26 protein-coding genes are annotated in these 25,203 nt (G+C 37.1%); 15 read left to right on the forward strand and 11 right to left on the reverse strand.

Features of this window, described 5'->3' with window-relative positions; all coding sequences use genetic code 11:
* Nucleotides 1–48 precede the first annotated feature (48 nt).
* Nucleotides 49–546 carry a phosphoheptose isomerase gene (locus HNP36_RS12995; RefSeq protein ID WP_184164207.1) on the forward strand — a complete coding sequence of 166 codons (498 nt, stop codon included), beginning with the start codon at nucleotides 49–51 and terminating at the stop codon, nucleotides 544–546.
* A 182-nt stretch (nucleotides 547–728) separates the two neighbouring features.
* On the opposite strand, the gene HNP36_RS13000 is transcribed toward HNP36_RS12995, so the two are convergent.
* The 5 genes from HNP36_RS13000 to HNP36_RS13020 form a co-directional block, all read right to left on the reverse strand.
* On the reverse strand, nucleotides 729–3,416 hold the full coding sequence (locus HNP36_RS13000; protein WP_184164211.1) for a TonB-dependent receptor domain-containing protein: 2,688 nt from the start codon (nucleotides 3,414–3,416) through the stop codon (nucleotides 729–731).
* Between the two features lie 67 nt (nucleotides 3,417–3,483).
* On the reverse strand, nucleotides 3,484–3,843 hold the full coding sequence (locus HNP36_RS13005; RefSeq protein WP_184164214.1) for a hypothetical protein: 360 nt from the start codon (nucleotides 3,841–3,843) through the stop codon (nucleotides 3,484–3,486).
* Nucleotides 3,844–3,862: 19 nt separating this feature from the next.
* Nucleotides 3,863–4,495 carry a hypothetical protein gene (locus HNP36_RS13010; RefSeq protein WP_184164217.1) on the reverse strand — a complete coding sequence of 211 codons (633 nt, stop codon included), beginning with the start codon at nucleotides 4,493–4,495 and terminating at the stop codon, nucleotides 3,863–3,865.
* 79 nt (nucleotides 4,496–4,574) lie between these two features.
* The gene (locus tag HNP36_RS13015; protein ID WP_002982671.1) at nucleotides 4,575–5,261 is read right to left on the reverse strand and encodes a response regulator transcription factor; all 687 of its coding nucleotides are present in this window, start codon (nucleotides 5,259–5,261) and stop codon (nucleotides 4,575–4,577) included.
* A 127-nt stretch (nucleotides 5,262–5,388) separates the two neighbouring features.
* A complete protein-coding gene (locus HNP36_RS13020; protein WP_184164220.1) occupies nucleotides 5,389–6,936 on the reverse strand; it encodes a sensor histidine kinase in 1,548 nt (515 codons plus the stop codon).
* 201 nt (nucleotides 6,937–7,137) lie between these two features.
* On the opposite strand from HNP36_RS13020, the gene HNP36_RS13025 reads away from it, so the two are divergent.
* Entirely contained in the window at nucleotides 7,138–7,620 is a 483-nt protein-coding gene (locus HNP36_RS13025) for an SRPBCC domain-containing protein (protein ID WP_184164223.1), read from the forward strand.
* A gap of 194 nt (nucleotides 7,621–7,814) precedes the next feature.
* Here the strand turns inward: HNP36_RS13025 and HNP36_RS13030 are convergent, their stop codons facing one another.
* The 5 genes from HNP36_RS13030 to HNP36_RS13050 form a co-directional block, all read right to left on the reverse strand.
* Nucleotides 7,815–8,156, reverse strand: coding sequence for a hypothetical protein (locus tag HNP36_RS13030; RefSeq protein ID WP_184164227.1), 342 nt, complete (start codon nucleotides 8,154–8,156; stop codon nucleotides 7,815–7,817).
* 8 nt (nucleotides 8,157–8,164) lie between these two features.
* Nucleotides 8,165–8,338, reverse strand: a complete 174-nt coding sequence (locus HNP36_RS13035; RefSeq protein ID WP_184164230.1) for a hypothetical protein — start codon at nucleotides 8,336–8,338, stop codon at nucleotides 8,165–8,167.
* 33 nt (nucleotides 8,339–8,371) lie between these two features.
* Nucleotides 8,372–10,414, reverse strand: a complete 2,043-nt coding sequence (locus HNP36_RS13040; RefSeq protein WP_184164234.1) for a S9 family peptidase — start codon at nucleotides 10,412–10,414, stop codon at nucleotides 8,372–8,374.
* A gap of 169 nt (nucleotides 10,415–10,583) precedes the next feature.
* Nucleotides 10,584–11,324 (reverse strand): uroporphyrinogen-III synthase, encoded by a 741-nt coding sequence (locus HNP36_RS13045; protein ID WP_184165214.1) that lies wholly within the window; start codon nucleotides 11,322–11,324, stop codon nucleotides 10,584–10,586.
* Nucleotides 11,325–11,336: 12 nt separating this feature from the next.
* Complete coding sequence (locus HNP36_RS13050) at nucleotides 11,337–12,005, reverse strand: DUF4271 domain-containing protein (RefSeq protein ID WP_184164237.1); 669 nt, start codon at nucleotides 12,003–12,005, stop codon at nucleotides 11,337–11,339.
* A gap of 76 nt (nucleotides 12,006–12,081) precedes the next feature.
* Between HNP36_RS13050 and HNP36_RS13055 the strand changes: the two genes are divergently transcribed.
* Genes HNP36_RS13055 through HNP36_RS13070 form a run of 4 tightly spaced genes read left to right on the forward strand, consistent with a single transcriptional unit; the run spans nucleotide 12,082 to nucleotide 15,471 of the window.
* Complete coding sequence (locus HNP36_RS13055) at nucleotides 12,082–12,798, forward strand: polyprenol monophosphomannose synthase (RefSeq protein WP_184164240.1); 717 nt, start codon at nucleotides 12,082–12,084, stop codon at nucleotides 12,796–12,798.
* Nucleotides 12,795–13,163: a DUF4296 domain-containing protein gene (locus HNP36_RS13060; protein WP_184164243.1), complete on the forward strand. Its 369-nt coding sequence runs from the start codon at nucleotides 12,795–12,797 to the stop codon at nucleotides 13,161–13,163. Before HNP36_RS13055 ends, HNP36_RS13060 begins: the two co-directional genes overlap by 4 nt.
* 51 nt (nucleotides 13,164–13,214) lie before the next feature.
* Nucleotides 13,215–14,345, forward strand: a complete 1,131-nt coding sequence (gene tgt, locus HNP36_RS13065; RefSeq protein ID WP_184164246.1) for a tRNA guanosine(34) transglycosylase Tgt — start codon at nucleotides 13,215–13,217, stop codon at nucleotides 14,343–14,345.
* A gap of 16 nt (nucleotides 14,346–14,361) precedes the next feature.
* Entirely contained in the window at nucleotides 14,362–15,471 is a 1,110-nt protein-coding gene (locus HNP36_RS13070) for an LptF/LptG family permease (protein WP_184165216.1), read from the forward strand.
* On the opposite strand, the gene HNP36_RS13075 is transcribed toward HNP36_RS13070, so the two are convergent.
* Nucleotides 15,465–16,181, reverse strand: coding sequence for a biotin--[acetyl-CoA-carboxylase] ligase (locus tag HNP36_RS13075; protein ID WP_184164249.1), 717 nt, complete (start codon nucleotides 16,179–16,181; stop codon nucleotides 15,465–15,467). The two genes, HNP36_RS13070 and HNP36_RS13075, sit on opposite strands and share 7 nt — an antisense overlap.
* A gap of 85 nt (nucleotides 16,182–16,266) precedes the next feature.
* Between HNP36_RS13075 and rsfS the strand changes: the two genes are divergently transcribed.
* The 9 genes from rsfS to HNP36_RS13120 all read left to right on the forward strand — a co-directional run bounded on the left by rsfS (nucleotide 16,267) and on the right by HNP36_RS13120 (nucleotide 25,190).
* Nucleotides 16,267–16,635 (forward strand): ribosome silencing factor, encoded by a 369-nt coding sequence (gene rsfS / locus HNP36_RS13080; protein ID WP_184164254.1) that lies wholly within the window; start codon nucleotides 16,267–16,269, stop codon nucleotides 16,633–16,635.
* Nucleotides 16,636–16,651: 16 nt separating this feature from the next.
* Entirely contained in the window at nucleotides 16,652–18,670 is a 2,019-nt protein-coding gene (gene ftsH, locus HNP36_RS13085) for an ATP-dependent zinc metalloprotease FtsH (RefSeq protein ID WP_184164259.1), read from the forward strand.
* A gap of 134 nt (nucleotides 18,671–18,804) precedes the next feature.
* Nucleotides 18,805–19,386 (forward strand): LUD domain-containing protein, encoded by a 582-nt coding sequence (locus tag HNP36_RS13090; protein ID WP_184164261.1) that lies wholly within the window; start codon nucleotides 18,805–18,807, stop codon nucleotides 19,384–19,386.
* A gap of 24 nt (nucleotides 19,387–19,410) precedes the next feature.
* Complete coding sequence (locus HNP36_RS13095; RefSeq protein ID WP_184164264.1) at nucleotides 19,411–20,283, forward strand: phosphatidate cytidylyltransferase; 873 nt, start codon at nucleotides 19,411–19,413, stop codon at nucleotides 20,281–20,283.
* A 4-nt stretch (nucleotides 20,284–20,287) separates the two neighbouring features.
* Nucleotides 20,288–20,941, forward strand: coding sequence for a phosphatidylserine decarboxylase family protein (locus tag HNP36_RS13100; protein WP_184164267.1), 654 nt, complete (start codon nucleotides 20,288–20,290; stop codon nucleotides 20,939–20,941).
* Between the two features lie 237 nt (nucleotides 20,942–21,178).
* A complete protein-coding gene (locus HNP36_RS13105) occupies nucleotides 21,179–21,592 on the forward strand; it encodes a transposase (protein ID WP_184164270.1) in 414 nt (137 codons plus the stop codon).
* A 4-nt stretch (nucleotides 21,593–21,596) separates the two neighbouring features.
* Complete coding sequence (locus tag HNP36_RS13110) at nucleotides 21,597–21,917, forward strand: helix-turn-helix domain-containing protein (protein ID WP_184164273.1); 321 nt, start codon at nucleotides 21,597–21,599, stop codon at nucleotides 21,915–21,917.
* Nucleotides 21,918–22,223: 306 nt separating this feature from the next.
* A complete protein-coding gene (locus tag HNP36_RS13115; RefSeq protein ID WP_184164276.1) occupies nucleotides 22,224–23,213 on the forward strand; it encodes a helix-turn-helix transcriptional regulator in 990 nt (329 codons plus the stop codon).
* 186 nt (nucleotides 23,214–23,399) lie between these two features.
* Entirely contained in the window at nucleotides 23,400–25,190 is a 1,791-nt protein-coding gene (locus HNP36_RS13120) for a hypothetical protein (RefSeq protein WP_184164279.1), read from the forward strand.
* Nucleotides 25,191–25,203: the final 13 nt, after the last annotated feature.

A 25,203-nucleotide genomic window follows, 5' to 3' on the forward strand; every position in this document is an offset into this window, starting at 1 on the left:
TCATTAACAAACATTAAATTTGAAAATAATTTTAGAATAGGGTAAATTATGGATACAGAGAAAACAGAAATATTCGATAAAGTAGAAAAAATGCTGGAATCACAGGGGTTTACCGTTGCAGCAAAGGATAGCACAAGACCCTGGGGCGGTTTTTTCGTGATTGATGAAAACCAGGCGCAGGATTTTGCCAATCAGTATTTTGATGGAATTAATGTAGAAAGTTTAAAAATAGGCGGAAAACTAAGCCCTAAAATCCTTCTTGTTGCTCCTGATTCACGTTTAAGCTGGCAGTATCATCACAGAAGAGCAGAGATTTGGCAGGTAGTTGAAGGGGTAGTGGGAATCAAAACCAGTAATACAGATGAAGAAGGGGAGCTGAAAGAATATCACCCGAAAGATCAGATTAAGCTTCAGCAAGGTGAGAGACACAGGCTTATCGGTTTGTCTGGCTGGGGTGTGGTTGCTGAAATCTGGCAGCATACAGATGCATCCAATCCTTCAGATGAAGATGATATTGTGAGAGTACAGGACGATTTCGGAAGATAATTTACTCTTATATAAAAAAAAGTAAAAACAGCATCAATTTGATGCTGTTTTTTGTATAGATGAAATAGGCTTTTATTTTTTCTCGCAGATTATAAAATACAAACATCTGCTGGATTTGCTCAATCTGCGAGAGAGTACTATTTTAATTACAAAGAATTTTAGTTTATAAAATCAATTACCATTTAAAAAGCCACATCCAGTCCCATATAAAAGTTGGCTTTCATAATCGGTGCATACACCATCCCACCGTCAAAGTAATTTCCAAAAGGATTTTTAAAATCAACAATTGCATTCTTCTGGTAATATGAAGTAAGGTTTTCACCACCTAAATAGGCCCTGATCTTTTTATTGAAATTTCTTGAGATCTGCGCATTCAGTACTGCATAAGAATCGGAATATACAGGAAGCTGGAATTCTGCCGGGTTACTGGAAGTATCAGGAAGTCTTTGCTTTCCTACCCAATTCAGAGTAGTATCAAAACTCCAGAAGCCTCCATTATCATTTTTATTGGTTGCATACGCAAGATTCACGAAACCTCTGTGTTTTGCCATAAACGGAATCTCTCTTCTGCCGTTCATATAATCTGCCTGGACATCATAATATTTATAAGCCAGCCTTACATCAAAATTTTTAAAAGGGGTAAAATCCCATTGGGTCTGGAAAGAGTTGGCAAAAGATTTTCCTTCCAGGTTATAAAAAGTAAGCTGTTGCGGAGAACGGTCCAGATCTACAAGAACCTGATCCTGAAAATCCGTCCTGAAAAAATCAGCAACAATTGAGGATTTTCTTCCAAAAAGTTTGAATTCCTGCTGTAAACTGGCTCCGTAATTCCATGCGATCTCTGGTTTTAAACCATAGATATTTCCATTATTCTGAAGAATCTGAATGCTTCTGTGAGATGCTAGATACTGCTGGTTTTCCGCAAAAACATTAGCCGTCCTGAACCCTCTGCCCGCAGAAAGCCTTAAGATCGTCTGAGGCGTGAAATCATATTTAAAATTAACTCTTGGGGTAAACTGAGTTCCCGCAAGATTATGAAAATCCGCTCTGGCTCCTGCTACCAAAGTATATTTTAATCCCGTTAATGTATATTCTGCAAAAATTCCCGGAACCATTTCATTTCTCTTCATATCATCGGTTAAATACGTTTCCTCATAGCCGTCATATAAAAAGCTTGCTCCCGCTTTATACTTGTGGTTGGTATTACCGATAATGCTTTCAAAAATCAGATTGGAATAATAGGTATGCTGTTTCCCGGAATAATTTCTCAGTCCGAAGAAGCTGTCCTGCTGATGATATACATACTGGTTCATCCATCCTAAACTCTGATAAGGTTTTCCCTTGAAGACGTACCCTGTTTTATTCCAAACCTGGAATCTGGAAATATCAATTCCTACACCGTATACATTTTGTTTATCCTGAGCCAGATTTTTATCAAAACCAATCTGTCCGGCTGTTCTCTCATCCCTGATAAAATTGATCCCGAAATGAGATCCCAAACCTGATTTTTCCAGATCATTATAATTTAAAAGATAGGCAGTGTTGATCTGCGTTCCTTTCGGTCTGTCGAGAAAAGTGTCATCATTCATATCCGTATCCCCGAAAGTTCCGTTTCCATGCAGTAAAAAGGTCTGCGACCATTTATCATTGATAGGGGAGACACTTGTAATATTGGCTTCCGCTCTTCCGTTGAAATCCGCGAAGATATTTAACGAAGTCTCAGGTTCTTTGGCATTTTTCAAAAGTTCAGTGTTGATCTGTCCTGTAATACTTTCGTAGCCGTTTGTTACCGTACTTCCGCCTTTGGTGAGCTGAATGCTTTCAATCCATCTTCCGGGAATGAAATTCAGTCCGTAAGCCGAAGCAAGACCTCTGATCTCTGGCAGAAGTTCTTTGGTTAAGCTAGTGTACTTTTGATCCAAACCGAGCATTTTCAGCTGTTTTGTTCCCGTAACGGCATTGCTGAAAGAAACATCTACGGTTGCATTGGTTTCAAAGCTTTCCGAGAGGTTACAGCAAGCTGCTTTTAACAGTTCCTTTTTATCGATATTAAAAACAAGGCCTGCTTCCCTTTTGCTTAATGCAGTTGCAGCTTTTGAACCTGTAACCGTTACGCCTTCAATTGTTTTTCCATGCTGTTCATGGTGATCATCAGTAGTTTCCGATTCATGTTCTTTGTGGTCTTCATGCTTTGTTCCTTCTTCGGAATGAACTTTTGGATTAACCTCTCCAAAAGGAATATCCCTGTCGTACAAACAACATCCCGGAAGATTTTTATAGACAGCGTCAGAGGTTTTATATTTTTCATTATCATGTCCCACATCAGCAATAGCTTTTAGAATTTTATCTGATGAGGTCTTTGACGGATCAAAATTTAGCGTTACCGTTTGTTTTTCTGCACTCCATTCGGCTGAATCTGCTCCGGCTGTTTTTGCGGCTTTTTCAATTCTTGCCTTACATGAGCCGCAATTCCCTTTTACATAAAACTCATTATCTTTTTTAGCATGATGCTGATGAGCTTCTACAGGAGAGGGAGCAGGGTCTCTTTCATAATGACAGCATCCCGGAAGACCTTTATAGATTTCGTCACTGGATTTGAATTTCTCATTATCGTGGCCTGCACCGGCAACTTTCTTTAAAATTTCATCTGTAGAAACTTTATTGTCTGTTTCCAGGGTTAAAGTCTGAAGATCAATAGAATAAACAGCTGTTTTAGCACCTGCCTTTTTGGCTGTAGCTTCAATTCTGGATTTGCACATGTCGCAGTTTCCCTTGACTTTAAACTGGTTTTTTGAAAGGTTTTGAGCTGATATAAAGTGTACAGACAAGATCATTAGTCCAAGAATAAACCTGGAAATATATAATTTCATTTTGCTTAAAAGTTTTGATTAATTAAAAATGGTCCATTAAAGCATTTAACGGACTACTGTGTAATAATTAACCTATTTTAGGCGGCTGCCAGATTTCTTTTAAACGGTCTGATAAATGAGGTGGTGAATATTGGAACTGGAAATTCTTATTCGCTTTGTAATAAGACAGTTCAAAGTGTAAGTTTCTCGAAAAAGGTGTTTCTATATAGGTGTAGCACGCAACACATGTTGAGCAGCAATCATCATTACATGAAGACTTTGTTTTGCCGTCTGTATGATTTTTTGAAGTATGATTTTTACAGCAATCGTTTTTTTCAGACTTGGCTTTGCAGCATGTTTCCTGCATAGATTGGGAATAGAAGCTGTCTTTAGGAACTAAAAAAATTCCTAAACATAAAATAACTGTAAGAATGTGAAACAGCTTCATTCCTGCAAAAATACAAAAATTATGATAAAGGATCGCCAACTTTTAAGGCGCAATTATGCCACGGCTCTCCGTGAGGAGGGTTTAGTTTCGGTTTTTCACCAGTTGGGGCGGCAACGGGTACAGGTCCGGGAACATTCTGTGCTGCGCTTTGAACGGGCTGAGGCGTTGGAGCAGGGGCAGGTTTACTGTTTAAAGGCTGTCCAACAGGAATATCGCATCTGTGACCGGGCTGTCCGTGTGGAGGATTCATTCCGGGAGCTGTTTTTACCTGCTTCCCGTCATTGTTAATTACAACTTTTCCCGGCGACATTGAATTCGGGTCTATTTTAATAGAGTTATTAGGATTTTGACCGGCAGCAGTCTGTGTAGTTGCAGGATTTACGTTAAGCGGTTGCCCGACAGGGATATCGCATCTGTGGCCAGGCTGTCCGTGCGGAGGATTTTTTATCCCAGGTACTGTAGTAATAGGAGCTGGATTTGAATTGGATGGGACACCCGCCTGTTCCATCAGGGCTGTTTTAGAAGTTGAATTAACTGCTATATTGGGCTGCTGAACACCGGCTTCTTCTTTTAAATAAGTAGGTTTTTCATCTTTACTGCATGAAACAGCTGCTAAGGAGATGGCAATAAGGCCTAAGAATGTATTTTTCATATCCAATCGGTATGAAACAAAATTAGCAAAACATTTTTAATTGTTTTGCTAATTTTATATTTATAACAGGTTTTTAAGCCTAATTTTTAACTAAAAGTCTGAATCCTTCTCCGTGAACGTTGATAATTTCCAATCCTTCGTCATCTTTTAACAGCTTACGAAGCTTGGCAATATATACGTCCATACTTCTTGCTGTAAAATAATTTTCTTTTTTCCAGATTTTTCTCAAAGCAAGATCTCTCGGCATAAAATCGTTTCTGTGAATGCAAAGAAGCTTTAACAGTTCATTTTCCTTCGGAGAAAGTTTGTATTCCTTATCACCTACTTTCAGCTGTCTCAGCATAGAATCGAAGAAAATATTGCTGATTTTAAACTGTTCCTGTTCTTCATTTTCCAGCGTAGAACTTCTCTGCAGGATTGCTTTAATCTTGTATAAAAGAAGTTCCGTATCAAACGGTTTTGTAATATAGTCGTCTGCTCCCAGCTGATAGCCTTTAAGGATATCTTCTCTCATATTTCTTGCGGTAAGGAATATGATAGGGGTATTTTTATCAATTTTTTTTACGTCTTCAGCTAATGAAAACCCGTCTTTTTTAGGCATCATTACATCGAAAATACAGATATCAAACTCATTTTCTGTAAATTCTTTCAAACCTTGTTCTCCATCTGTAGCAAGGGTTACCTCAAAATTGTTGATCGTTAAATAATCCTTCAGCACAGCCCCGAAACTCTGATCATCTTCTACTAATAATATTCTGTTGCTCATGATTTTAATAATTAATAATTAATAATTAAGAATGAACGTTCTCACTCTATCCTCTATACTTGTTATTTGGTTTCTATTTTTATCATTGAAGAATGAAAGTTTATCATTCATCACTCTTCCTTATCATTTAAGCCATTGGCAGCTTTATCGTAAACGTACTTCCTTTGTCTTTGTGGGAATCTACGAGTATCTGTCCTTTGTGCAGTTCTACAATTTTCTTTACATAAGAAAGCCCCAGCCCCTGTCCTTTTACATTGTGAATGTTACCGGTTTCTTCCCTGAAAAATTTTTCGAAGATCTTGGTTTTATTCTGGGTTTCCATTCCCATTCCCTTGTCGGAAATTTCTATAACGTACCAGCTTCCTTCGTTTCTTGTTGTTACTTTAATCTCAGGTGCTTCCGGCGAGTATTTGTTGGCATTGTCCAGTAAATTCACCAGCATATTTGAGATATGGAATTCATCTATTTTAAATGTATAATGGGTTGCGTTGAATTCCTGCGTCAAAGAACCGTTTCTCTGCTGTACAATAAGATTGAAAGATTCTGTTGTCCTTTTTATCAGTTCCCGAACATTGGCTTCTTTGAGGAACAGCTCTACTTCATTTCTTTCAAGCTTGGACATATTCAGGACGTTTTCCACCTGTTTTTTCATCCTTAGATTTTCCTGCTTAATCAGTTCCGAATAGTATTTTACCTTATCCGGATTTGTCGCAATCTTGTCATTGGCTAAAGAATCGGTAGCTACAGAAATTGTGGCCAGCGGTGTTTTAAACTCGTGGGACATATTATTGATGAAATCTGTCTTTACTTCTGCCAGTTTTTTCTGTCTCATCATATAATTGATGGAAATAATGTAAATTCCAAGAATAGTTAATAATGACAGGAAGGTTCCCAGAAGCATCGGCCAGTTGTTCATTGCCAGTGAGTATTCCTTTTTAGGAAAAACTAAAGCCAAGGTATATAAGGTCCTGTCTTTTGTATCGGTAAAAAGGGGATAAGAATAAGTATTGTTATCCTTTTTCTCTTTATACACCTTGTTTACAACGCTGGTAAGGTTGTTGTTTTTATCAGTAATTCCGTACCCGAATTTTGCAGAGATTCCTCTTATTTTCAGTTCTTTTGTAATAACTGAGTCAAGAATTTTATCATTAACTCTTTTTGTAATGGGTAGATTGTTCCCGTAGATTTTGGCAAATTCTTTTATGGTATAATCCCCATTTTCAATATCATTGTTGATTTCTGCAGTAAGTTGCTGCGGTTTTGTGGTGTCCCTTTTTATTTTATAGGCCGCTTCATCACTGTAAAGGGTAGTCCATTTTATTGAATCTCCTCTTTGGGAAATGGGAAGCTGCGTTTTTTCAATGATATTTTTAGAATAAATGATCTGTCTCTGAGTGCCGGAATCTTCCACCTGCTGAATCGTAGTAAGGGAAGGCTGCTTGCTGTTGGCAATAATATCATTCCGGAAATTCTTGTTGTTTTCATTCATGTATTTTTCCACCTCGATTTCCGAAACACTTTTGGCTGTACTTTCCAGAGCGGTATATACTTTGTTTGAGAAATCCTGTTCTAATGTGCCATAATACCTTTTCAGCCAATAAAATTGGAGTGTCACAAAGACAATCAGTGAAATCGTCATAAACACCGAAATTATTGGGATGAATTTATTATTCATTATTTGATTTTAATATATTGGGAAAAATGAATGTTAAAATTAATTATTTTAAGACTTCATAAACAAAAAACGAGCCAAAAAATTGTTTAATTTCTCTTAAAAGAGAGTTTTTTAACAAATATTTATGAATTTAAAATTACTTGCCATATGAAAAGAGCTGTAAACGGATAAAATAACTAGCTTTAATAAAAATAATTACTTATGGAATCTGATATCATTTTTAACAAAGATTTTGATTCGAACAGTGTATATGTCATGAAGATATATAATGCTGATGTATCAAAAGTGTGGGACTATTTTACCAAATCCGAATTACTGGATCAGTGGTGGGGCCCAAAGCCATGGAAGTGTGAAACGGTAAAACAGGATTTTAAAGAAGGTGGAATCTGGCATTATGCAATGGTAGGCCCGGATGGAGAAAAAATGTATGCCCAGGTGAAGTATGGCGAGATTATGGAGCATAGAAGTTTTGATGGAACAGATGCTTTCTGTGATGAAAAGGGAAATATCAATGAAAATTTTGATCAGTCTAAATGGCTGTTCGGATTTACAGGGGTAGAAGAAGGAACAAAAATGACTGTCAATATCCATTTTTCATCTCCTGAAGCTATGAAGCAGATGTTGGAAATGGGCTTTGAAGAAGGATTTAAGATGGGGCTTACACAACTGGAAGAAATTATTTAATTTGAGAATTTGAAAATGAGTTAATTTGAGAATGGCTTTATGCTTGGTTCAAATAGTTTCATTCTTTATAAATTTATATAGGCAGACTTAATCTGTCTTTGTATTTTGAAATTAAGAGAATTCATTTAAATAAATGACCGTCACCAAATTTTCAAATTAACTCATTTTCAAATTCTCAAATTGATTTACCTCTATCAAATCAGTTCTTCTTCCTGAAAATATTGTATGATTGCCTTTTTCATCAGAAGAGACTGCTCGTTCGGTTTTAATTCCGGCAATTCTTCCAGTTTTTCAAAGTGCGGGTACCCATCATCATCGTAATGCGTAAATTTATAATATCCAAAAGGTTCCAGCAATCTGCAGACGGCAATATGAATTAAGTTAACCTTATCATCTTTTGTGTATTTCTGCTGACCGCTTCCCAACTCCTGAAGACCTATTAAAAACAGATAAGTTTCAATGGGAGCGTTTTTTTCAGTATCAAAATTTTCTATAAAAAACTGTTCTATTTTTTGCCAGTATTCGGATTCGTTCATAGTATTCGTCATTTATTTTCTTCAGCTTTTCTTGCATCTTCTTCTCTTGCTTTTTCAAGAAGCTGCTGCAGTTTTTCTTCCTGCTTTTCTTTAAAGATTTCGCGCTTTTCCGTCTTCCGGATTTTATCTTTTTGTATCAGATAGTAAACAATTGCTATTACGAGAAAACTTAGTAATAACATGGTTTCGTTTTTAAGTTGAAGAAAAAATTACAGTTATTTTTTGTCAATCATTAAAAGAAATGCATATTCCAGCGCATCTTCCTTCAGGGATTCAAATCTTCCGCTTGCACCGCCGTGGCCTGAGCTCATATCAGTTTTGAATAACAATAAATTGTCATCTGTTTTTAATTCTCTAAGCTTGGCCGTCCATTTTGCCGGTTCCCAGTATTGCACCTGGGAATCGTGAAGACCTGTTGTAATCAGCATGTGGGGATAATCTTTTGCCTCAACATTATCGTAAGGCGAATATTCTTTCATGTACTGATAATATTCCTTGTCATTGGGGTTTCCCCATTCATCATATTCCCCGGTTGTTAGGGGAATCGTTTCATCCAGCATTGTCGTAACCACATCTACAAAAGGAACCTGTGCTACAATTCCGTTAAAAAGTTTAGGTTCATAATTTACTACAGCTCCTACCAGAAGTCCGCCTGCACTTCCGCCCATTGCATACATGTGGTTGGATGATGTGTAATTCTCCTTAATTAAATGCTTTCCCGCATCAATGAAATCGAAGAATGTATTTTTCTTGTAAAGCATTTTTCCGTCTTCATACCATTCTCTGCCTAAATATTCCCCGCCACGGATGTGAGCGATAGCGTAAATGAATCCTCTGTCTAAAATGGAAAGCCTTACATTGGAAAAACTTGCATCCACAGTATGGCCATAGCTTCCATAACCGTATAATAATAAAGGCGTGTCTGAAGATTTTTGAGTGTCTTTATGGTAAACCAGGGAAATCGGGATTCTTGTTTCCCCATCTCTTGATTCTGCCCAGATTCTTTCTGAAATATAGTTTTCGGGAAGAAATTTTCCGCCGAGAACTTCCTGTTGTTTAAGAAGCTGAGTGGTTTTTTCCTTCATATTGTACTCGTATGTTGAGCTTGGCTGAGTTAATGAAGTGTAACCGTAACGCAGAACTTCCGTATCAAACTCCATATTGATTCCTATATAGGTTGTATAAGTAGGATCAGAAAAAGGAAGATAATAAGACTCCTGTGTTTTTTCATCAATGATCTTGATCTGCAAGAGGCCTTCTTCTCTTTCTTCAAGAACAAGGTAATCCCTGAAAATTTCAAAGCCTTCCAGAAGAACTTCAGCGCGGTGTGGGATCACATCTACCCAGTTTTCCATGCTGCAATTATCAATTTTCGTTTTTACGATCTTGAAATTCGTGGAATCATCTGCGTTTGTGATGATGTAAAATTCGTCTTCGTAATGTTCTACCGAATACTCCAAGTCATCTATTCTTGGCTGGATAATTTTCCATTCTGCAAAAACATCATTGGAAGGAATGAACCTGTGTTCATCAGAAATTGTACTTGAGCTTGCAATGAAAATATATTCCATCGACTTTGTTTTAAATACATTCACATCAAAAGTATCATCCTTTTCATGGAAAATCAGGACATCTTCTAAAGAATCTGTACCCAGTTTATGTCTGTATACCTGGAAAGCGCGCAAACTTTCATCCTTTCTGGTGTAAAAAACGTGTTCATTATCATTGGCCCAAACCGCTTTTCCTGTTGTATTCAGGATCTGGTCCGGGAAAATTTCCCCGGTTACAAGGTTCTTGAAATTGATAGTATAAATTCGTCTGCTTACATTATCTGTTGAAAAAGAGACCAGCTCATTATTGGGAGAAACGGCAACGCTGCCCACTTCAAAGTAGGATTCACCTTCTGCTAAAATATTAACGTCAATAAGGATTTCTTCTGCATTGTCCAGGCTTGCTTGTTTTCTGCAGAAAATAGGGTATTCTTTTCCTTCCTCATAGCGTACAATATACCAGTATCCGTTAAAGAAATACGGGAGAGATTCGTCATCTTTTTTATAACGGGCCTTCATTTCTTCGAAAAGCTCTTCCTGGAAAGCTTCCGTGTCTTTCATCATAAACTCTTCATAGGCATTCTCTTCTTCAAGGTATTGTATGACTTCAGGGTTTTCTCTTTCATTGAGCCAAAAGTAATTGTCAGTTCTTCTGTCATTATGTTTTTCTAGTATTTTTTCTATTTTTTTTGCCTGTGGAGCTTTCATCCGGATATTTTAAATTTTTGTGACTGATGGAATGTACTTATAAATTTCTCTTTTTTTGAAAATTATTCAGGACATTTTATTCAATATTAATTCTTGTTCAAATTTAGTTAAAAAAAAACCATCTTTCCTGTATAGAAAAGACGGTTGTTTTTATATTAAGTTTCAAATGCTACTTGTGTAGCGCTTTGATATACTTTTCAAGTGCCATTGTCATAGATGGAGTTTCCTTTGTAGGAGCCATAAGATCTACTGTTAAGCCTGCCTCTTCTGCTGCTGCCAGCGTTGTGTTTCCAAAAACACCGATTTTTGTTTCCTCCTGTTTGAAGTCCGGAAAATTCTGCTGAAGAGATTTGATTCCCTGCGGGCTAAAGAAAATCAGCATATCATAATCCTTAGCATTGATGTCCGTAAGATCACTGCATACCGTTCTGTACATAATAGCTCTGGTCCAGTCTACATTAGCTGTTTCCATTGTTTTTACGATATCCGGGCTCAGAACATCCGAAGACGGCAGAAGATATTTTTCAGTAGGGAATTTTTTAAACAGAGGTAACAGATCCGAAAAGTTTTTCTCTCCGAAGCTGATCTTTCTCTTTCTATAAACAATATGTTTCTGAAGATAGTTGGCGATTGCCTCAGACTGGCAGATGTATCTCATCGTATCCGGAACTGAAAAACGCAATTCTTCGGCAAGCCTGAAATAATGGTCTATCGCATTTTTGCTGGTGAAAATGATTCCAGTATACTGCGTCAGATCTATCTTCTGAGTTCTGAGTTCTTTGTTGTCTACTCCTTCGACATGGATGAAAGGACGGAAATCAATTTTTATTTTTTCCTTCTTTGCTATATCCAGATATGGAGAAGACTCACTAGGCGCTGGTTGAGAAACCAATATGGACTTTATTCTCATCATTGACTTTTATTAAAAAAATAACAACTTCCAAAGCAACAATAAAGGTGCAATTTGGAGGGTGCAAATATACAAAAATTTATAATACCATTTTTCGGGAAGTATATTGTTTTTGTGAAACAAATAGAAGAAAATCTTGAAAACCGCCACGAATGCAAAGAAGTAGAAGTAGTATAAAAATATTTTATTTCTGTCCACGGGGAAATAATAGTGGGCTACACATAAAATTATTAACAAAAATGACAGAATGAAGTAAAATTTCGTCGAGGTAAAATAAAAAACAGACCATTTTCTGCCATCACCAATACTTTGGTAAAATAAAAAGCCCAGTGCAGATTTGGAGACATAAAAAAATACAACTGCCAGCAGAGTATATCCGAATTTATTAACCTGGTAACCGAAAAGCTGCAGATCGCTGATGTATTTCGGAACTATGGGTATATATTGTGAAAGCAGGGCAGATAAGGTAAGTGCCGTTACGCAGGAAGTAATAATCCAGCTCGGCAGGTTATTGCTGGCATCAAAATACTTCTGAAGCAGAAAATCTTTCAGGCTGGCATCCCTTTCTATGATATTCATCATGAACACATATAAGAATATGCATCCTATTAATATGAAGATTACCCAATCATTATTCTCAGGTATTCTTACGTGGTTTATAAAATTTTGTGATAACAGCAAAGGAATATTTTTTGCAAAATTATAGATTATTTTGTATAAAATAAAAAGGTTAAATAAACTATCTTTGCAAACTGAAATGAAAAAACTCGTCATTATCCCTACATATAACGAAAAGGAAAATATTGAAAATATTATTTCCGCGGTTTTTGCATTGGAGGACGATTTTCATATTCTGGTTGTGGATGACTCTTCTCCGGATGGAACGGCTGATATCGTAAGAGAGCTGCAAAAACAGTTTTCCCATTATCTTCATCTTTCGGTAAGGCATATAAAAGACGGTTTGGGAAAAGCATATATTCACGGGTTTAAATGGGCTATCGAAAATAAATACGATTACATTTTTGAAATGGATGCCGATTTCTCCCACAATCCGAATGATCTGCCCAAGCTTTTTGAAGCCTGTTTAAATGCTGATATGGCAATAGGATCACGTTATTCAAAAGGAGTAAATGTAGTGAACTGGCCAATGGGCCGCGTGCTGCTTTCTTATTTTGCCTCTAAATATGTAAGATTTATTTTAGGGCTTCCGATTCATGATACAACGGCAGGCTTTGTCTGTTTTTCAAGGAAAGTTCTTGAAGAGATTGGATTAGATAATGTAAGGCTTAAAGGATACGGCTTCCAGATTGAAATGAAATTCAGGGCTTTTAAAAAAGGTTTTAAAATTGTAGAAGTTCCTATTATATTTACCAACAGAATTTTAGGAGAAAGCAAAATGAACGGAGGTATCATTCATGAAGCTGTATTTGGAGTTTTAAATTTAAAATGGAAATCAATAATCAACAGATTATGAAAAAACTGGTCTTCATTTTCGTTATGCTGTGCATGTTCTCATGCGGCGACTATATCGATAAGCCCAAAAATCTCATCGAGCCTGAAAAAATGGCTGAGATTCTTGCTGATCTTGCCATTACAGACCAGGCGGTTATTATATATCCAAACAAAAATTTAGAGGCAGGAACAAGATTTGTGCTTAAGACACACAATATAAAGTCCGAAGATTTTGTAGAAAGCTTCAAATACTATGTCATTAAAGACAAAATGAAAAATATTGCGGAAGACGCACAGAAAATAGTATTGAAAAAAGATCCTAAAGCAAATAAATATATCCAGGATAAACTGAAAAAAAGCGGCGTTACTCCTGTTTTAAACAGATAAATTATGATGCGGAAGAACCGTTAAGAGCGGTGAATTAAAAGAATATTACGAATGAAATTTTTTAATATAGAAAAAACCTCTGAAGGAAAAGCAAGAGCAGGAGAGATCACAACCGATCACGGAAAGATCCAGACGCCCATCTTTATGCCTGTAGGAACTGTAGCCAGTGTGAAAACAGTTCATCAGAGAGAATTAAAAGAAGACATTAAAGCCCAGATTATCCTGGGAAATACATACCACCTGTATCTTCGTCCTACCATGGATATTATGCAGGAAGCAGGAGGACTGCACAAATTCATGAACTGGGACCTGCCTATCCTTACTGATTCAGGAGGGTTTCAGGTATTTTCGCTTTCCAAAAGCAGAAAAATGTCTGAAGAAGGAGTGAAGTTCAAATCCCATATCGATGGAAGTTATCACATGTTTACTCCTGAAAAGTCAATGGAAATCCAGAGACAGATCGGGGCAGATATTTTCATGGCTTTCGATGAATGTACCCCTTATCCTTGCGAATACAATCAGGCCAAAACATCCATGGAGCTTACTCATAGATGGCTGAAAAGATGTATCGACTGGACAGAAGAAAATAAAGAAATTTACGGGCACAAACAAAGACTTTTCCCGATTGTTCAGGGTTCTACCTATTCAGATCTCAGAAAAATTTCAGCTGAAGTGATTTCCGAAGCCGGAGCAGAAGGAAACGCAATCGGTGGACTTTCCGTAGGAGAGCCGGAAGAAGAAATGTACAGAATTACCGATGAGGTAACGGATATTCTTCCAAAAGACAAACCAAGATACCTCATGGGTGTAGGAACTCCCTGGAACATCCTTGAATCCATCGGCCTGGGCATTGATATGATGGATTGTGTAATGCCCACCAGAAATGCAAGAAATGCAATGCTTTTCACCTGGCAGGGTGTCATGAATCTTAAAAATGAAAAATGGAAGCGTGATTTTTCTCCTCTCGATGAATTTGGAACAAGTTATGTAGACAGAGAATATACAAAAGCATATTTACGCCATTTATTTGTGTCAAAAGAATATCTTGCAAAACAGATCGCTTCCGTACACAATCTGGCATTTTATTTAGACCTTGTAAAAGTAGCCAGAGAACATATCATAGCAGGTGATTTCTATGAATGGAAAAAATCTGTAGTGCCTGTTCTCAGACAAAGACTTTAAACAGAGAAAGATCATGATCAAAATTATAGACAGATATATCATTAAAAAATACCTTGGAACATTCAGTTTCATGCTGATATTGCTGTCTATAGTTGTACTGGTGATCGATGTTCAGCAGAAAATCCCAAGAATAGAAAATGCAAAAGCCTTAGATCCCAAACTGGATTTAATGTATTTCCTGCTTAATTTCTATCCCTTCTGGATCATTAACCTTGTAGTGACGTTTCTTTCCATTCTGGTATTCATTTCCGTGATTTATTTCACTTCTAGAATGGCGAATAATACTGAGATTGTAGCAGTAATAAGCAGCGGAGCCAGTTTCCACAGATTTGCTAAACCTTATCTGTATACTTCGCTTTTCATTGCCATGATATCCCTTCTGGTCAATCATATGGTGCTTCCGTGGGCCAATATTAAGAAAAATGAGCTGGAAGCCTATACCTATAATGCAGCAAACAAAGAAAAAATTCTGGGAACCGGTCCTGCATCTGCCCAGTTAAGCAAAACAGAATATATTTTCGTGAACTCCTGGAATAAAAGAGAAACCAGAGGTTCAGGCTTTGTCTATCAGAAATTTGATAAAGTCCGGAAAATGACCTACGAGCTTAAAGCATCCGAAGTATACTGGGATAAAGCCAAAAAACAGTTTATCCTTACCAACTATCTGGAAAAAACGGTTAATAAAGATAATACTGAAAAGCTGGGGAATGGTGTGGAAATAAGGAAAAGTTACGGGCATTCCCCTGAAGAACTTTTCCCGAACGAATTGCTCGGACAAAATAAAACCACTCCCGAACTTATAAAATTTATCAACAGAGAAAAAGAGAAAGGAAACAGCAATCTGAATTCTTACCTTAATGAGTTCCATCAGAGAACTTCCATGCCTGTTTCCATTATTATATTAACCTTCCTTGCGCTTTCGCTGGCTTCCCAGAAAAAAAGAGGAGGCCTTGGGGTTAACCTGGCAATAGGTATTTCCCTGGCATTTGTTTTCGTTTTCTCTTTCGAGGCATTAAAAGTAGTTTCCGAGAATAAAAGCCTTTCGCCGGCTGTTGCTATGTGGCTGCCTAATATGGTTTTCTTTCCGCTTACCTTATACCTTTACCTGAAAAGAGCCAATCAGTAGAGTAGCCTGATCTCTTTGTGATAGAAAGATTGTAAGCCGTATCTTTCAAGTTCTATCCAGAGCTCTCCCTTTTCGTCCGCATTCCGGATAATGCCATTTTGTCTCTCTTTTTCAATCTCGAAGACAGAAATTTCATTTCTACGGTATAAATTACGGTTGAACTGCTCGATAATCTCCTCTTCGGATGGAATGTTTTTCAGTTTTTCAGAAAGATATTCGTGAAGATTCAATACAAATTCATCAAGATGATAAGCCTGTCCTGTCTGGGTAAGAAGTGATCCTGCATGCGATATTTCGTCAAAATGATCCTGCAGAACATTGAAGCCTGCTCCTATGATAAAATAATTATTCTGATTGACTTTTTTCTTTTCAATCAGGATTCCGACGATTTTTTTATTTTTAAGGATAATGTCATTCGGCCATTTTATCTTTACATCATGATCAGTCAAATTGGCAAGGAAATCCCGAATAGCAACCGCGGTATAGTAATTGAATATAAAATCTGAGAGCAGAATGCTTTGAGCCTTAACAGCCAGCGTATACGCAATATTTTTTCCGGCCACTGCCGCCCATGTGTTTCCGTACTGTCCGCGGCCTTTAGTTTGATTAAATGTGTGTAAAGCTATAAAATCTGAATTTTCGTAAAGTAAAAACTTAGATATTTCGTCATTAGTAGAAGAACACTCTTTTAAATAAAATAATTGACCCATTTAAGAAAACTTTAAGACTTTAAAAGGCTAAAAGTAAGGCTAAAGTAAAAGAAAAACAATAAATTTGCAGATTATAGATATTTTAATGAATAAAACAGCAGAAAAGCAGGCACTAATAGATAAAATTGTTGAAGCCCTTCAGGACGTAAAAGGTGAAGATATCATGATTTTTGATCTTTCGAAAATTGAAAATTCTGTAGCGGAAACTTTTATTATTTGCAGCGGAAACTCAAATACACAGGTTTCTGCATTGGCAGGTAGTGTTGAGAAAAAAGTAAGAAACGATCTTAAAGATAGACCCTGGCATGTAGAGGGTACCGAAAACTCAATGTGGGTTTTGGTAGATTACGTAACGGTTGTAGTGCATATTTTCCAGAAAGAAGTACGTGAATATTACGATATTGAAGAACTTTGGGGAGATGCGGCAATCACCAAAATTGAAAATGAATATTAAATTTTAAAAAGTATAAATGAACAATAAAGGATTCAACTGGTTTTTTCCAATTGCAATCGTGGCTCTTTTGTTATTTTTCGGCTCCAATTTTTTAGGGGGCGACAGTGCAAAATCTATTGATGAGGATGCTTTCTTTAGGGAAATGCAGGCAGGAAAGGTCCAAAACGTTATCATATACAAAGACACAGAGAAAGCAGATGTTTTCCTGACAAAAGCAGCAAAGACGGCAATGGTCAGCAAATCGGCCAACCAGAATAATCCCCTTTCTGCATTCGATATGGCTCCAAAAGCAGATTTTTCTGTAAAATATGGAGATCTTCAGCTTTTCCTTCAGAAATTTGATCAGATAAAAGCGACAAACGCAGCAATTAAAACAACAAAAGATTACGGAGCAGGTAAAAACCCGTTCATGGATATCCTGGTTTCAGCGCTGATATGGATTGCGATCCTGGGACTTTTCTACTTCCTTCTTTTCAGAAAGATGGGCGGAGGCGGAGGCCCTGGCGGACAGATCTTCTCAATCGGAAAGTCCAAAGCAAAACTATTTGACGAAAAAGAAAGAATCCAGGTAACATTTAAAGATGTTGCAGGTCTTGAAGGTGCTAAAGAAGAAGTACAGGAAGTAGTAGATTTCCTTAAAAATTCTGAAAAATATACCAAACTGGGAGGTAAAATTCCTAAAGGAGTACTCTTGGTAGGCCCTCCGGGAACCGGTAAAACATTATTGGCAAAAGCCGTTGCAGGTGAAGCTAAAGTGCCGTTCTTCTCCCTTTCAGGTTCAGATTTTGTTGAAATGTTTGTTGGAGTAGGAGCTTCAAGAGTAAGAGACCTTTTTGCTCAGGCGAAAGCTAAATCTCCTGCCATTATCTTTATTGATGAGATTGATGCCATCGGACGTGCAAGAGGAAAAAATAATTTCTCAGGCGGAAACGATGAGAGAGAAAATACACTCAACCAGCTTCTTACAGAAATGGACGGTTTCGGAACAGATGTTAACGTAATTGTGATGGCTGCCACCAACAGAGCTGATATTCTTGATAAAGCCCTGATGAGAGCCGGACGTTTTGACCGTTCGATCTACGTAGACCTTCCAGAGCTGCATGAAAGAAAAGAAATATTTGATGTTCACCTTAAGAAAATCAAACTGGATGAAAATGTAGACAGGGATTTCCTTGCCAAGCAGACTCCGGGATTCAGTGGTGCAGATATTGCCAATGTATGTAACGAAGCCGCGCTTATTGCCGCAAGAAACAGTCATACCTCTGTTACAAAACAGGATTTCCTTGATGCTGTAGACAGAATTATCGGAGGTCTTGAAAAGAAAAATATGGCCATCAAACCTTCTGAAAAAAGAAGAGTAGCTTATCATGAAGCAGGACACGCAACAATTTCATGGTTGGTAGAACACGCATCTCCGCTTTTAAAAGTAACGATTGTTCCGAGAGGACGTTCATTAGGAGCAGCATGGTATCTTCCGGAAGAAAGACAGCTTACCACTACAGAACAGATGCTTGACGAAATGTGCGCTACTTTAGGAGGAAGAGCTGCAGAGCAGGTTATTTTTAACAATATTTCCACAGGTGCGCTTTCCGATCTTGAAACAGTAACGAAAAGAGCCCAGGCAATGGTTACGATCTACGGTTTAAGTCCTAACATCGGAAACATTTCTTACTATGACAGCTCAGGCCAGTCTGAATATTCTTTCGGGAAACCTTATTCTGAAGAAACAGCTACAAAAATTGATGCCGAGATTAAATCAATCATCGAAAATCAATATGACAGAGCCGTAAAAATTCTGGAAGAAAACAAAGATAAACTTGATGCTCTTGCCAACAAGCTTCTGGAAAAAGAAGTAATCTTCCGTGAAGATCTTGAAGACATTTTCGGAAAAAGAGCTTGGGATCCTGAACTTACAGAAAAACCTGTTACAAATACCATCCCGCAAAAGGATATTGAAACACCGGAAGTACCGGAAATTAAAGAGAAAGAACAAGGAAGTGAAATTCAGGCTCCAGAGAGTCCTTCACAGCTTTAAAGCTCCTTAAAACAGAATATATAAAACCTGGCAGTCTTAGAATTGTCAGGTTTTTTCATATTTAAGGACTATTTTTGGAATCTATTGTAATTTATTTTCTATTTTTGTATAAAGTTGACTAAAAATAGATTAAGTTGAATTTATTCAAGAGGATTGTAAACAAACTTACCAACCAGCCTGAGGAAGAAGAAAAACAGAGTCTGGAGAAGCTCGGGGATTCGCTGAAAAATGCGGATCTTGATTATAAGTTTGCGCAATTATTTACGCATTCGGGAGGATTCTTCAACTATTGTGCAGATGAAGCGGAAGCTTTACAGACTTTAAACCAGATTATCAAAATAGAAGGGATCAGTAATATTTTTTGCTGGGATAAAGAGCTTCAAAGCTTTTTAAATGTAGTAAAAACACCTTTTACCCCCGAAATGGAACATTCCAATGATGCCGCGCTCATTACCTGCGAATATCTTATTGCATATGACGGCAGGATCATGCTTTCGCACAACAATATTCTGCACTATCATTCTTCAAGGCTTCCCGGGAAAATTATTATTATGGCCAATGTATCACAGATTGTGAACAACCTTAATGATGCGATGGGGAAGATAAAAAGGAACGGAAATATCAAAAACCTTACTTCCATCAGTGGAGGACAGTCGAGTTTGGATACTTCTTCCCATACGAATACAAAACTGTTTTTATTGCTGCTTGAAGATTAAGCATCAACTTATAAATTTTACATTTTGGACAAAAACCTTATTCAGAGAACCATTTCCGGGCTTGTTTATGTTGCCGTTATCATTCTTTGCACAACACCGCTGGGCGCACAGCTCATCAACAAGATTCATCCGGACCTTATCAGGCAGGAATATCTGTACCACGGACTGATTACTCTTTTACTGCTGGTAGGTACATGGGAATGTATTAAAATCATGAAATTTGGCAGAGGGTATGAGAAATGGATCGTACTTCCGCTGGTTATTTTTATCTACTACGTTTTTTCCAAAAGATATTTCAATCATGATTTCTTTTTCGATTTCAGGCTGAATGAAATACTTGCAATTTCCCTGATTGTTATTGCTGTGGTTACTTTATTCAAATATCCCAACGAATTATATTTCGACAGCGGAAAACTGATTTTTACAGTAATCTATGTTGCCCTTCCTTTCAGTTTTGCTTTAGGTCTGCCTAAATTTTCCGGTATGGAAGGAACATTCTCACTGGAAGTTATATTTTTATTCATTCTGATCTGGAGCAGCGATACCTTTGCTTATCTTACCGGTAAATTTTTCGGAAAGCATAAAATGGCCCCGAAAATCTCTCCAAAGAAAACCTGGGAAGGATATGCAGGAGGAGTGGTCTTAACGTTAGTTTTATCCTACTTTATAGAGCAGTATCAGCCCGAACTTCGCGGGAACTGGATGGTAGTAGGTTTCCTGGTTGCGGCATTTGCTCCGCTTGGGGATCTTGTAGAAAGCCAGCTGAAAAGAAATTTCGGGGTGAAAGACAGCGGAAACATCATTCCGGGGCATGGAGGGGTGCTGGACAGGCTGGACAGTTTTTTAATCTGCGTTCCTGTCGTATATTTGTACTTTATTTTAGAAAAATTTATTTAATCTCATGAAATTACATAAGGAGTCAAAAGGAACGATTGCCGTAGCAACAATACTGTTTATTATCATAAGCGTGCTGGCTATCTATTTTCTTAAAATGTGGTCGTTACTAATTATTATGCCGTTATTAGTGGTTTACAGCCTGGTATTTTGGTTTTTCAGGGTTCCGGCCCGTGATATACTTGAGCACAGAGAAAATGTAATTGCTCCTGTAGACGGAAAGGTAGTAATGATTAAAGAAGTGGAAGAGACCGAGTTTGTTAAAGGTAAAGCTATCCAGGTTTCTATCTTTATGTCACCGCTTAATGTTCATATCTGCAGATATCCGGTTTCCGGAAAAGTAATCTATAAAAAATATCATCCCGGGAAATATCTTGTGGCATGGCATGAAAAGTCATCTACGGAGAACGAAAGAACTACGGTAGCTGTGGAAACAGCAACAAATCATCAGGTAGTATTCAGGCAGATTGCGGGATATGTGGCCAGAAGAATTGTTTTCTACTGCAATGAGGGAGATCAGGCAAAAGCCGGGCATGAGTTCGGGTTCATTAAATTCGGGTCGAGAATGGATGTGTTTCTGCCCCTGGATACAGAAATTATCTGTAAGATCGGAGATATTACAAAAGGAGGTCTGGATGTAATTGCCAGAATGAAAGATTAATCACGATAAAATTGATATAAAAAGGAGAAAATTTAATTTTCTCCTTTTTTTGTTTATTAAATATAAAGCTGATGGTTTAGAGCTATTCTGATTCATTGAAGCCCTTCAGATATGAGTTTTACTACTCGTGCGTAATATTGAGTATGTTTATTATAAGGGGAATATATGGGTTGTTGATAATTTTGCATACGAAATATAATAGTTTATTTTTCAAACAAAGTAAAAACTAAATGAAGGATGAATTTAAAAGATATACACATAGGCAAACTTATACATGAAAGGGTTAATGAGCTCCAGATGCCTGTTGCCCGGATCGAAAAATTTATGAAGTGTAGTGAGGAAGAAATTGAGGGTATGTATGAGCAAATCAGTATTGATACCTTTTATTTATTGAGATGGAGCAAATTGCTGGAGTATAATTTCTTCAGGGTATACAGTGCGCATTTGATTCTTTATGCTCCGCCGGCTAATCCTCCAAAAAAAACTGATCAAAAAGAAAACCTGCCTGTTTTCAGAAAAAATATATATACCGAAGAAGTGAAAAGCTTTATACTGGAAAAAATTGCCAGTAAAGAAATGACAGTTAACGAAGTTATTCTGAAATACAGAATACCCAAAACCACTCTTCACACATGGATTAAAAAAGCATAAATATATGGGACCGGATTATAAACAAATATATACTGATATTGTAGAGGAAAAATTCCCGGATAAAGCTGATGATCTCAAAATTATACGAAAATTAGAGAATATTAACAGCGTAATGGATATAATAACACTGAATAAGCTTATTTTTGGCGAAGCCGGGCTTTTAATACAATCCGAAAGCCAAAAGCTTCGTTCCTATGACCGTAAATCTATTTTCAGTATCCTCGAATATCAGAAAAAAAACAGGCTTAATAATACGGAAACGGCCAATCATTTCAGGATGAGCCGAAACACCATATCAAAGTGGAAACGTATTTTCAAAGTTTAAGCCGTTTTTTCTTAAACATCCAAAGCATTTTATTACCATTATTCCATTGAGCAGATTTTCTGATGCCTGAAATTTTCATGCCTGAAAACTTTTCTCATCCTTATCGGTGTTTTTTGATTTTATCACATAAGAGTGTTTTGTTTGCTGTTTTACTTCATGTTTAATGATTATATTTTTAATTGTATGTTAAAAATATCTAATTGTCTAAATATTTTGTAAAATCAAATCTTAATATTTCCTACATTTATATATTCAAATAGCTACCTGTGTATTTTAATGTATTCACATTTTAAACGTTATTAGAATATGATAAACAAAATTTCTAAAATAATCAATGGTGAAAATGAAATGGTTGATAATAATTTCGATCATAATTATATAATGCTGATCAACCGCTATCTTATATTTCTCTTTTTACTGTTTTTATTTTACTCCGTATTTATTGTCCTTTTCTTTGGGGACGCAGTGAGTTCTACATTTCTTATTTTTCTTACTTTTTTCTGGTTTTTTTTGATCTTCCTTAAAGGGAAAATCAGCAGATTCAAAAAAATTCTAAAAGCAGTCATCATTACGATTTTTATCATCCTTACACTTATAGTCAGCTTTTTCTATATATACACCTCAAGAAGTGGGGGAGTTGAGTATTTCTATTTTTCACTTCTGTTTGCATTGCCGTTCTTTTTCAATTACGAAGAAGATTATCATCTGATATTGCTTACCGTAATCATTATTGCATTGAACTTTATCGGCTGTTTAGTTCTGGAATTGAATTTTGTGCCAAGAAGCGGCTATATAAAAGAGGCGGATTTTAAAATAATACGTCTCCTGAATATTATTTTTTCCATCACTACATTTTTGATAGATGCATTCTTTATTTACCAGAAAGATAAGCTTATCAATGGTTTAATAAGGGAGACGGAAATTAAAGACTCAACGATTGAGGATTTGGTGAAAGTAAATAATGAACTGATGAAGCAGCAGATTATCAGCAATAACCTGACAGAAGATAATATTGCCGATATTCTGGAGCTGGCAGATATAGATTCACCTCTTTTTCTTGAGAGGTTTCAGATGTATTTTCCGGATTTTATGCCCAGTCTTTTAAAGATCAATTCCGGACTTATCAGTTCCGAAATACATATCTGCGCATTAATGAGACTTAATTTTGATACTAAAAAAATTGCTTTGTGTACCAATAGCAGCGTGAGAGCTATTGAAAGCAGAAAGTACAGAATAAGAAAGAAATTGGATATTCCGTCAGATATTAACATCAATAACTTTATACTCAAGATATAGCTGTTGTCATGAGTTTCTCTACGCGTGAGTAGTATTGCGTAGCCCTATTTTAGCGATGTAGTATTGCTGTAAATAACTTTGCACCTTGTTAAGATCACAAAGATTTTCAGAATCTGTGATTTTTTGAAAAGCGAAAATAGAAAGTTAAAAACAACATAAAAACAACAAATGCTAAAATTTACAACAATGATGACAAAATCTACAAAAATTCAAATCCGGACAATGCTTCTGGCTTTGCTTCTTGTTTTTGGAGAGTTTTACTCGCAAAGCAATAATGGTGCAGTAGGGATTAATACTGCTTCTCCCAATGCAAACAGTGTTCTGGATGTGGTTTCCGGAAGTAATAACAAGGGTATTCTTATTCCCCGCCTCACGGAAACACAAAGAAATACGATTGTAATAAACCCTGCAAAGGACGACGGACTTACCATTTTCAATACAAGTGAAGATTGTTATAATTACTGGAGCCTTGCGGATAATGAATGGAAGAGTGTCTGCGGACAGATAGGAAAGTCTGTTTTTACAGTGGATTGTTCAGGAACCAAAGCAATGGGGACTTATATCCAGGGTAAAGAGCTTACAGCTTCCAATTATCTTAGTGTTAAGGTAAATGTTACCAAAATCGGAAATTATACCATTACAGGAACAACTACGAATGGGTATAATTTTTATGGTACCGGTGTTTTCTTAAACACAGGGGTTCAGACGGTACAGGTTCCTGGTCAGGGAATACCGGGTGCGGTACAGGCAGATGCAGTACAGCTTTCAGCAAATGGTGTAAGTGCAGGATGTTCGGTTACTGTTAACGTATTGAGTTCAGCCGGGACATATTCTATGTCTTGTGGTAGTGCTGTCGTTAATGGAGTATATACAAAAGGTACAGCTTTAACAGCTACTAATACCATAACATTGCCGGTGGTTGTAACTTCTCTTGGAAGCTATTCTGTAACAACCAACACGGTAGATGGAATTTCTTTTAGCGGATCAGGTACATTTACAGCGACCGGAAATCAGAATATCACATTATCAGGGACAGGTACTCCTACCTCTACTGCAGATAAAGTGTTAACTATAACATCTAACAGTGCAGATGGTGCTGCTACGTGTAACGTAACTGTAGTAATTACAATTCCTGTAAAGAAAGTTCTGCATATTGGTGCTGAAACAGCTTACGGATACAGTGCTTTCACAGGGCCATCAAGAAGCCTGATGGATTCTCCTACCAATTTCGGAACTACAGCATCAAGTATTGTGAAATCAGGAGGATATACTCATACCTCATTGGGATCCAATCCTTCAAATGCAACATTATTAACAGCATTAAATACCAAGCCGGACATCGTAATTTTAGGATATCCATATACACCGGATGCAACTGCCGCAGGATATTTAGCAAATTATTTGAACAGTAAAGGAGTAGTAATTGCATTTGAAGATGATTCCCCTTCTTCCCGAAATGTAATGCGTGCAATCTTCTCAGACCCTACAATCTCTGCCAATAATGGAAATGGTGCAGGTTCTGTATATGCCCTTGTAAACACGAACGATCCGGTACTAAACGGGCCATTTGGTGATGTAAGAGGGAAAAACTGGGGGGAAGATGCTTCCACAACGATAAATATATCAGGCTTAACAAGTGGTTTTATTCCATATAGCTATGCTCAGCCTATAAACGATACAACTTCAAGAACCGGAATTTCAGGATTAAGACATGCATCATTGAATTTCATCTGGTTTGGAGATGGTGGATTCCTGAGTAATGAAAATGCAAACGGAAATCAATATCCAAGCAATACAATAGAGCCGTTTGTTGCTCCAAGCTCAGGAGGGTATTTCCCGGTACAGAAAAGCACTTATGGATCTGCCGGTAACGGTTATTCAACAGGAAGTATGCAGGTGCAGAACTCCATACTATTTGCCAATATGCTTGCATGGGCAATTAAACAGGCGGAAACCAACGGAATAAATACGCAATAATATTGCTGCTGTA

The sequence above is a fragment of the Chryseobacterium shigense genome, assembly GCF_014207845.1.
Lineage (GTDB): Bacteria > Bacteroidota > Bacteroidia > Flavobacteriales > Weeksellaceae > Chryseobacterium > Chryseobacterium shigense_A.

Coding starts and splice junctions, on each gene's coding strand:
- HNP36_RS12995 (WP_184164207.1), top strand. CDS start 49: ATGGATACAGAGAAAACAGAAATATTCGATAAAGTAGAAAAAATGCTG.
- HNP36_RS13000 (WP_184164211.1), bottom strand. CDS start 3,416: ATGAAATTATATATTTCCAGGTTTATTCTTGGACTAATGATCTTGTCT.
- HNP36_RS13005 (WP_184164214.1), bottom strand. CDS start 3,843: ATGAAGCTGTTTCACATTCTTACAGTTATTTTATGTTTAGGAATTTTT.
- HNP36_RS13010 (WP_184164217.1), bottom strand. CDS start 4,495: ATGAAAAATACATTCTTAGGCCTTATTGCCATCTCCTTAGCAGCTGTT.
- HNP36_RS13015 (WP_002982671.1), bottom strand. CDS start 5,261: ATGAGCAACAGAATATTATTAGTAGAAGATGATCAGAGTTTCGGGGCT.
- HNP36_RS13020 (WP_184164220.1), bottom strand. CDS start 6,936: ATGAATAATAAATTCATCCCAATAATTTCGGTGTTTATGACGATTTCA.
- HNP36_RS13025 (WP_184164223.1), top strand. CDS start 7,138: ATGGAATCTGATATCATTTTTAACAAAGATTTTGATTCGAACAGTGTA.
- HNP36_RS13030 (WP_184164227.1), bottom strand. CDS start 8,156: ATGAACGAATCCGAATACTGGCAAAAAATAGAACAGTTTTTTATAGAA.
- HNP36_RS13035 (WP_184164230.1), bottom strand. CDS start 8,338: ATGTTATTACTAAGTTTTCTCGTAATAGCAATTGTTTACTATCTGATA.
- HNP36_RS13040 (WP_184164234.1), bottom strand. CDS start 10,414: ATGAAAGCTCCACAGGCAAAAAAAATAGAAAAAATACTAGAAAAACAT.
- HNP36_RS13045 (WP_184165214.1), bottom strand. CDS start 11,324: ATGAGAATAAAGTCCATATTGGTTTCTCAACCAGCGCCTAGTGAGTCT.
- HNP36_RS13055 (WP_184164240.1), top strand. CDS start 12,082: ATGAAAAAACTCGTCATTATCCCTACATATAACGAAAAGGAAAATATT.
- HNP36_RS13060 (WP_184164243.1), top strand. CDS start 12,795: ATGAAAAAACTGGTCTTCATTTTCGTTATGCTGTGCATGTTCTCATGC.
- tgt (WP_184164246.1), top strand. CDS start 13,215: ATGAAATTTTTTAATATAGAAAAAACCTCTGAAGGAAAAGCAAGAGCA.
- HNP36_RS13075 (WP_184164249.1), bottom strand. CDS start 16,181: ATGGGTCAATTATTTTATTTAAAAGAGTGTTCTTCTACTAATGACGAA.
- rsfS (WP_184164254.1), top strand. CDS start 16,267: ATGAATAAAACAGCAGAAAAGCAGGCACTAATAGATAAAATTGTTGAA.
- ftsH (WP_184164259.1), top strand. CDS start 16,652: ATGAACAATAAAGGATTCAACTGGTTTTTTCCAATTGCAATCGTGGCT.
- HNP36_RS13100 (WP_184164267.1), top strand. CDS start 20,288: ATGAAATTACATAAGGAGTCAAAAGGAACGATTGCCGTAGCAACAATA.
- HNP36_RS13105 (WP_184164270.1), top strand. CDS start 21,179: ATGAATTTAAAAGATATACACATAGGCAAACTTATACATGAAAGGGTT.
- HNP36_RS13110 (WP_184164273.1), top strand. CDS start 21,597: ATGGGACCGGATTATAAACAAATATATACTGATATTGTAGAGGAAAAA.
- HNP36_RS13115 (WP_184164276.1), top strand. CDS start 22,224: ATGATAAACAAAATTTCTAAAATAATCAATGGTGAAAATGAAATGGTT.
- HNP36_RS13120 (WP_184164279.1), top strand. CDS start 23,400: ATGATGACAAAATCTACAAAAATTCAAATCCGGACAATGCTTCTGGCT.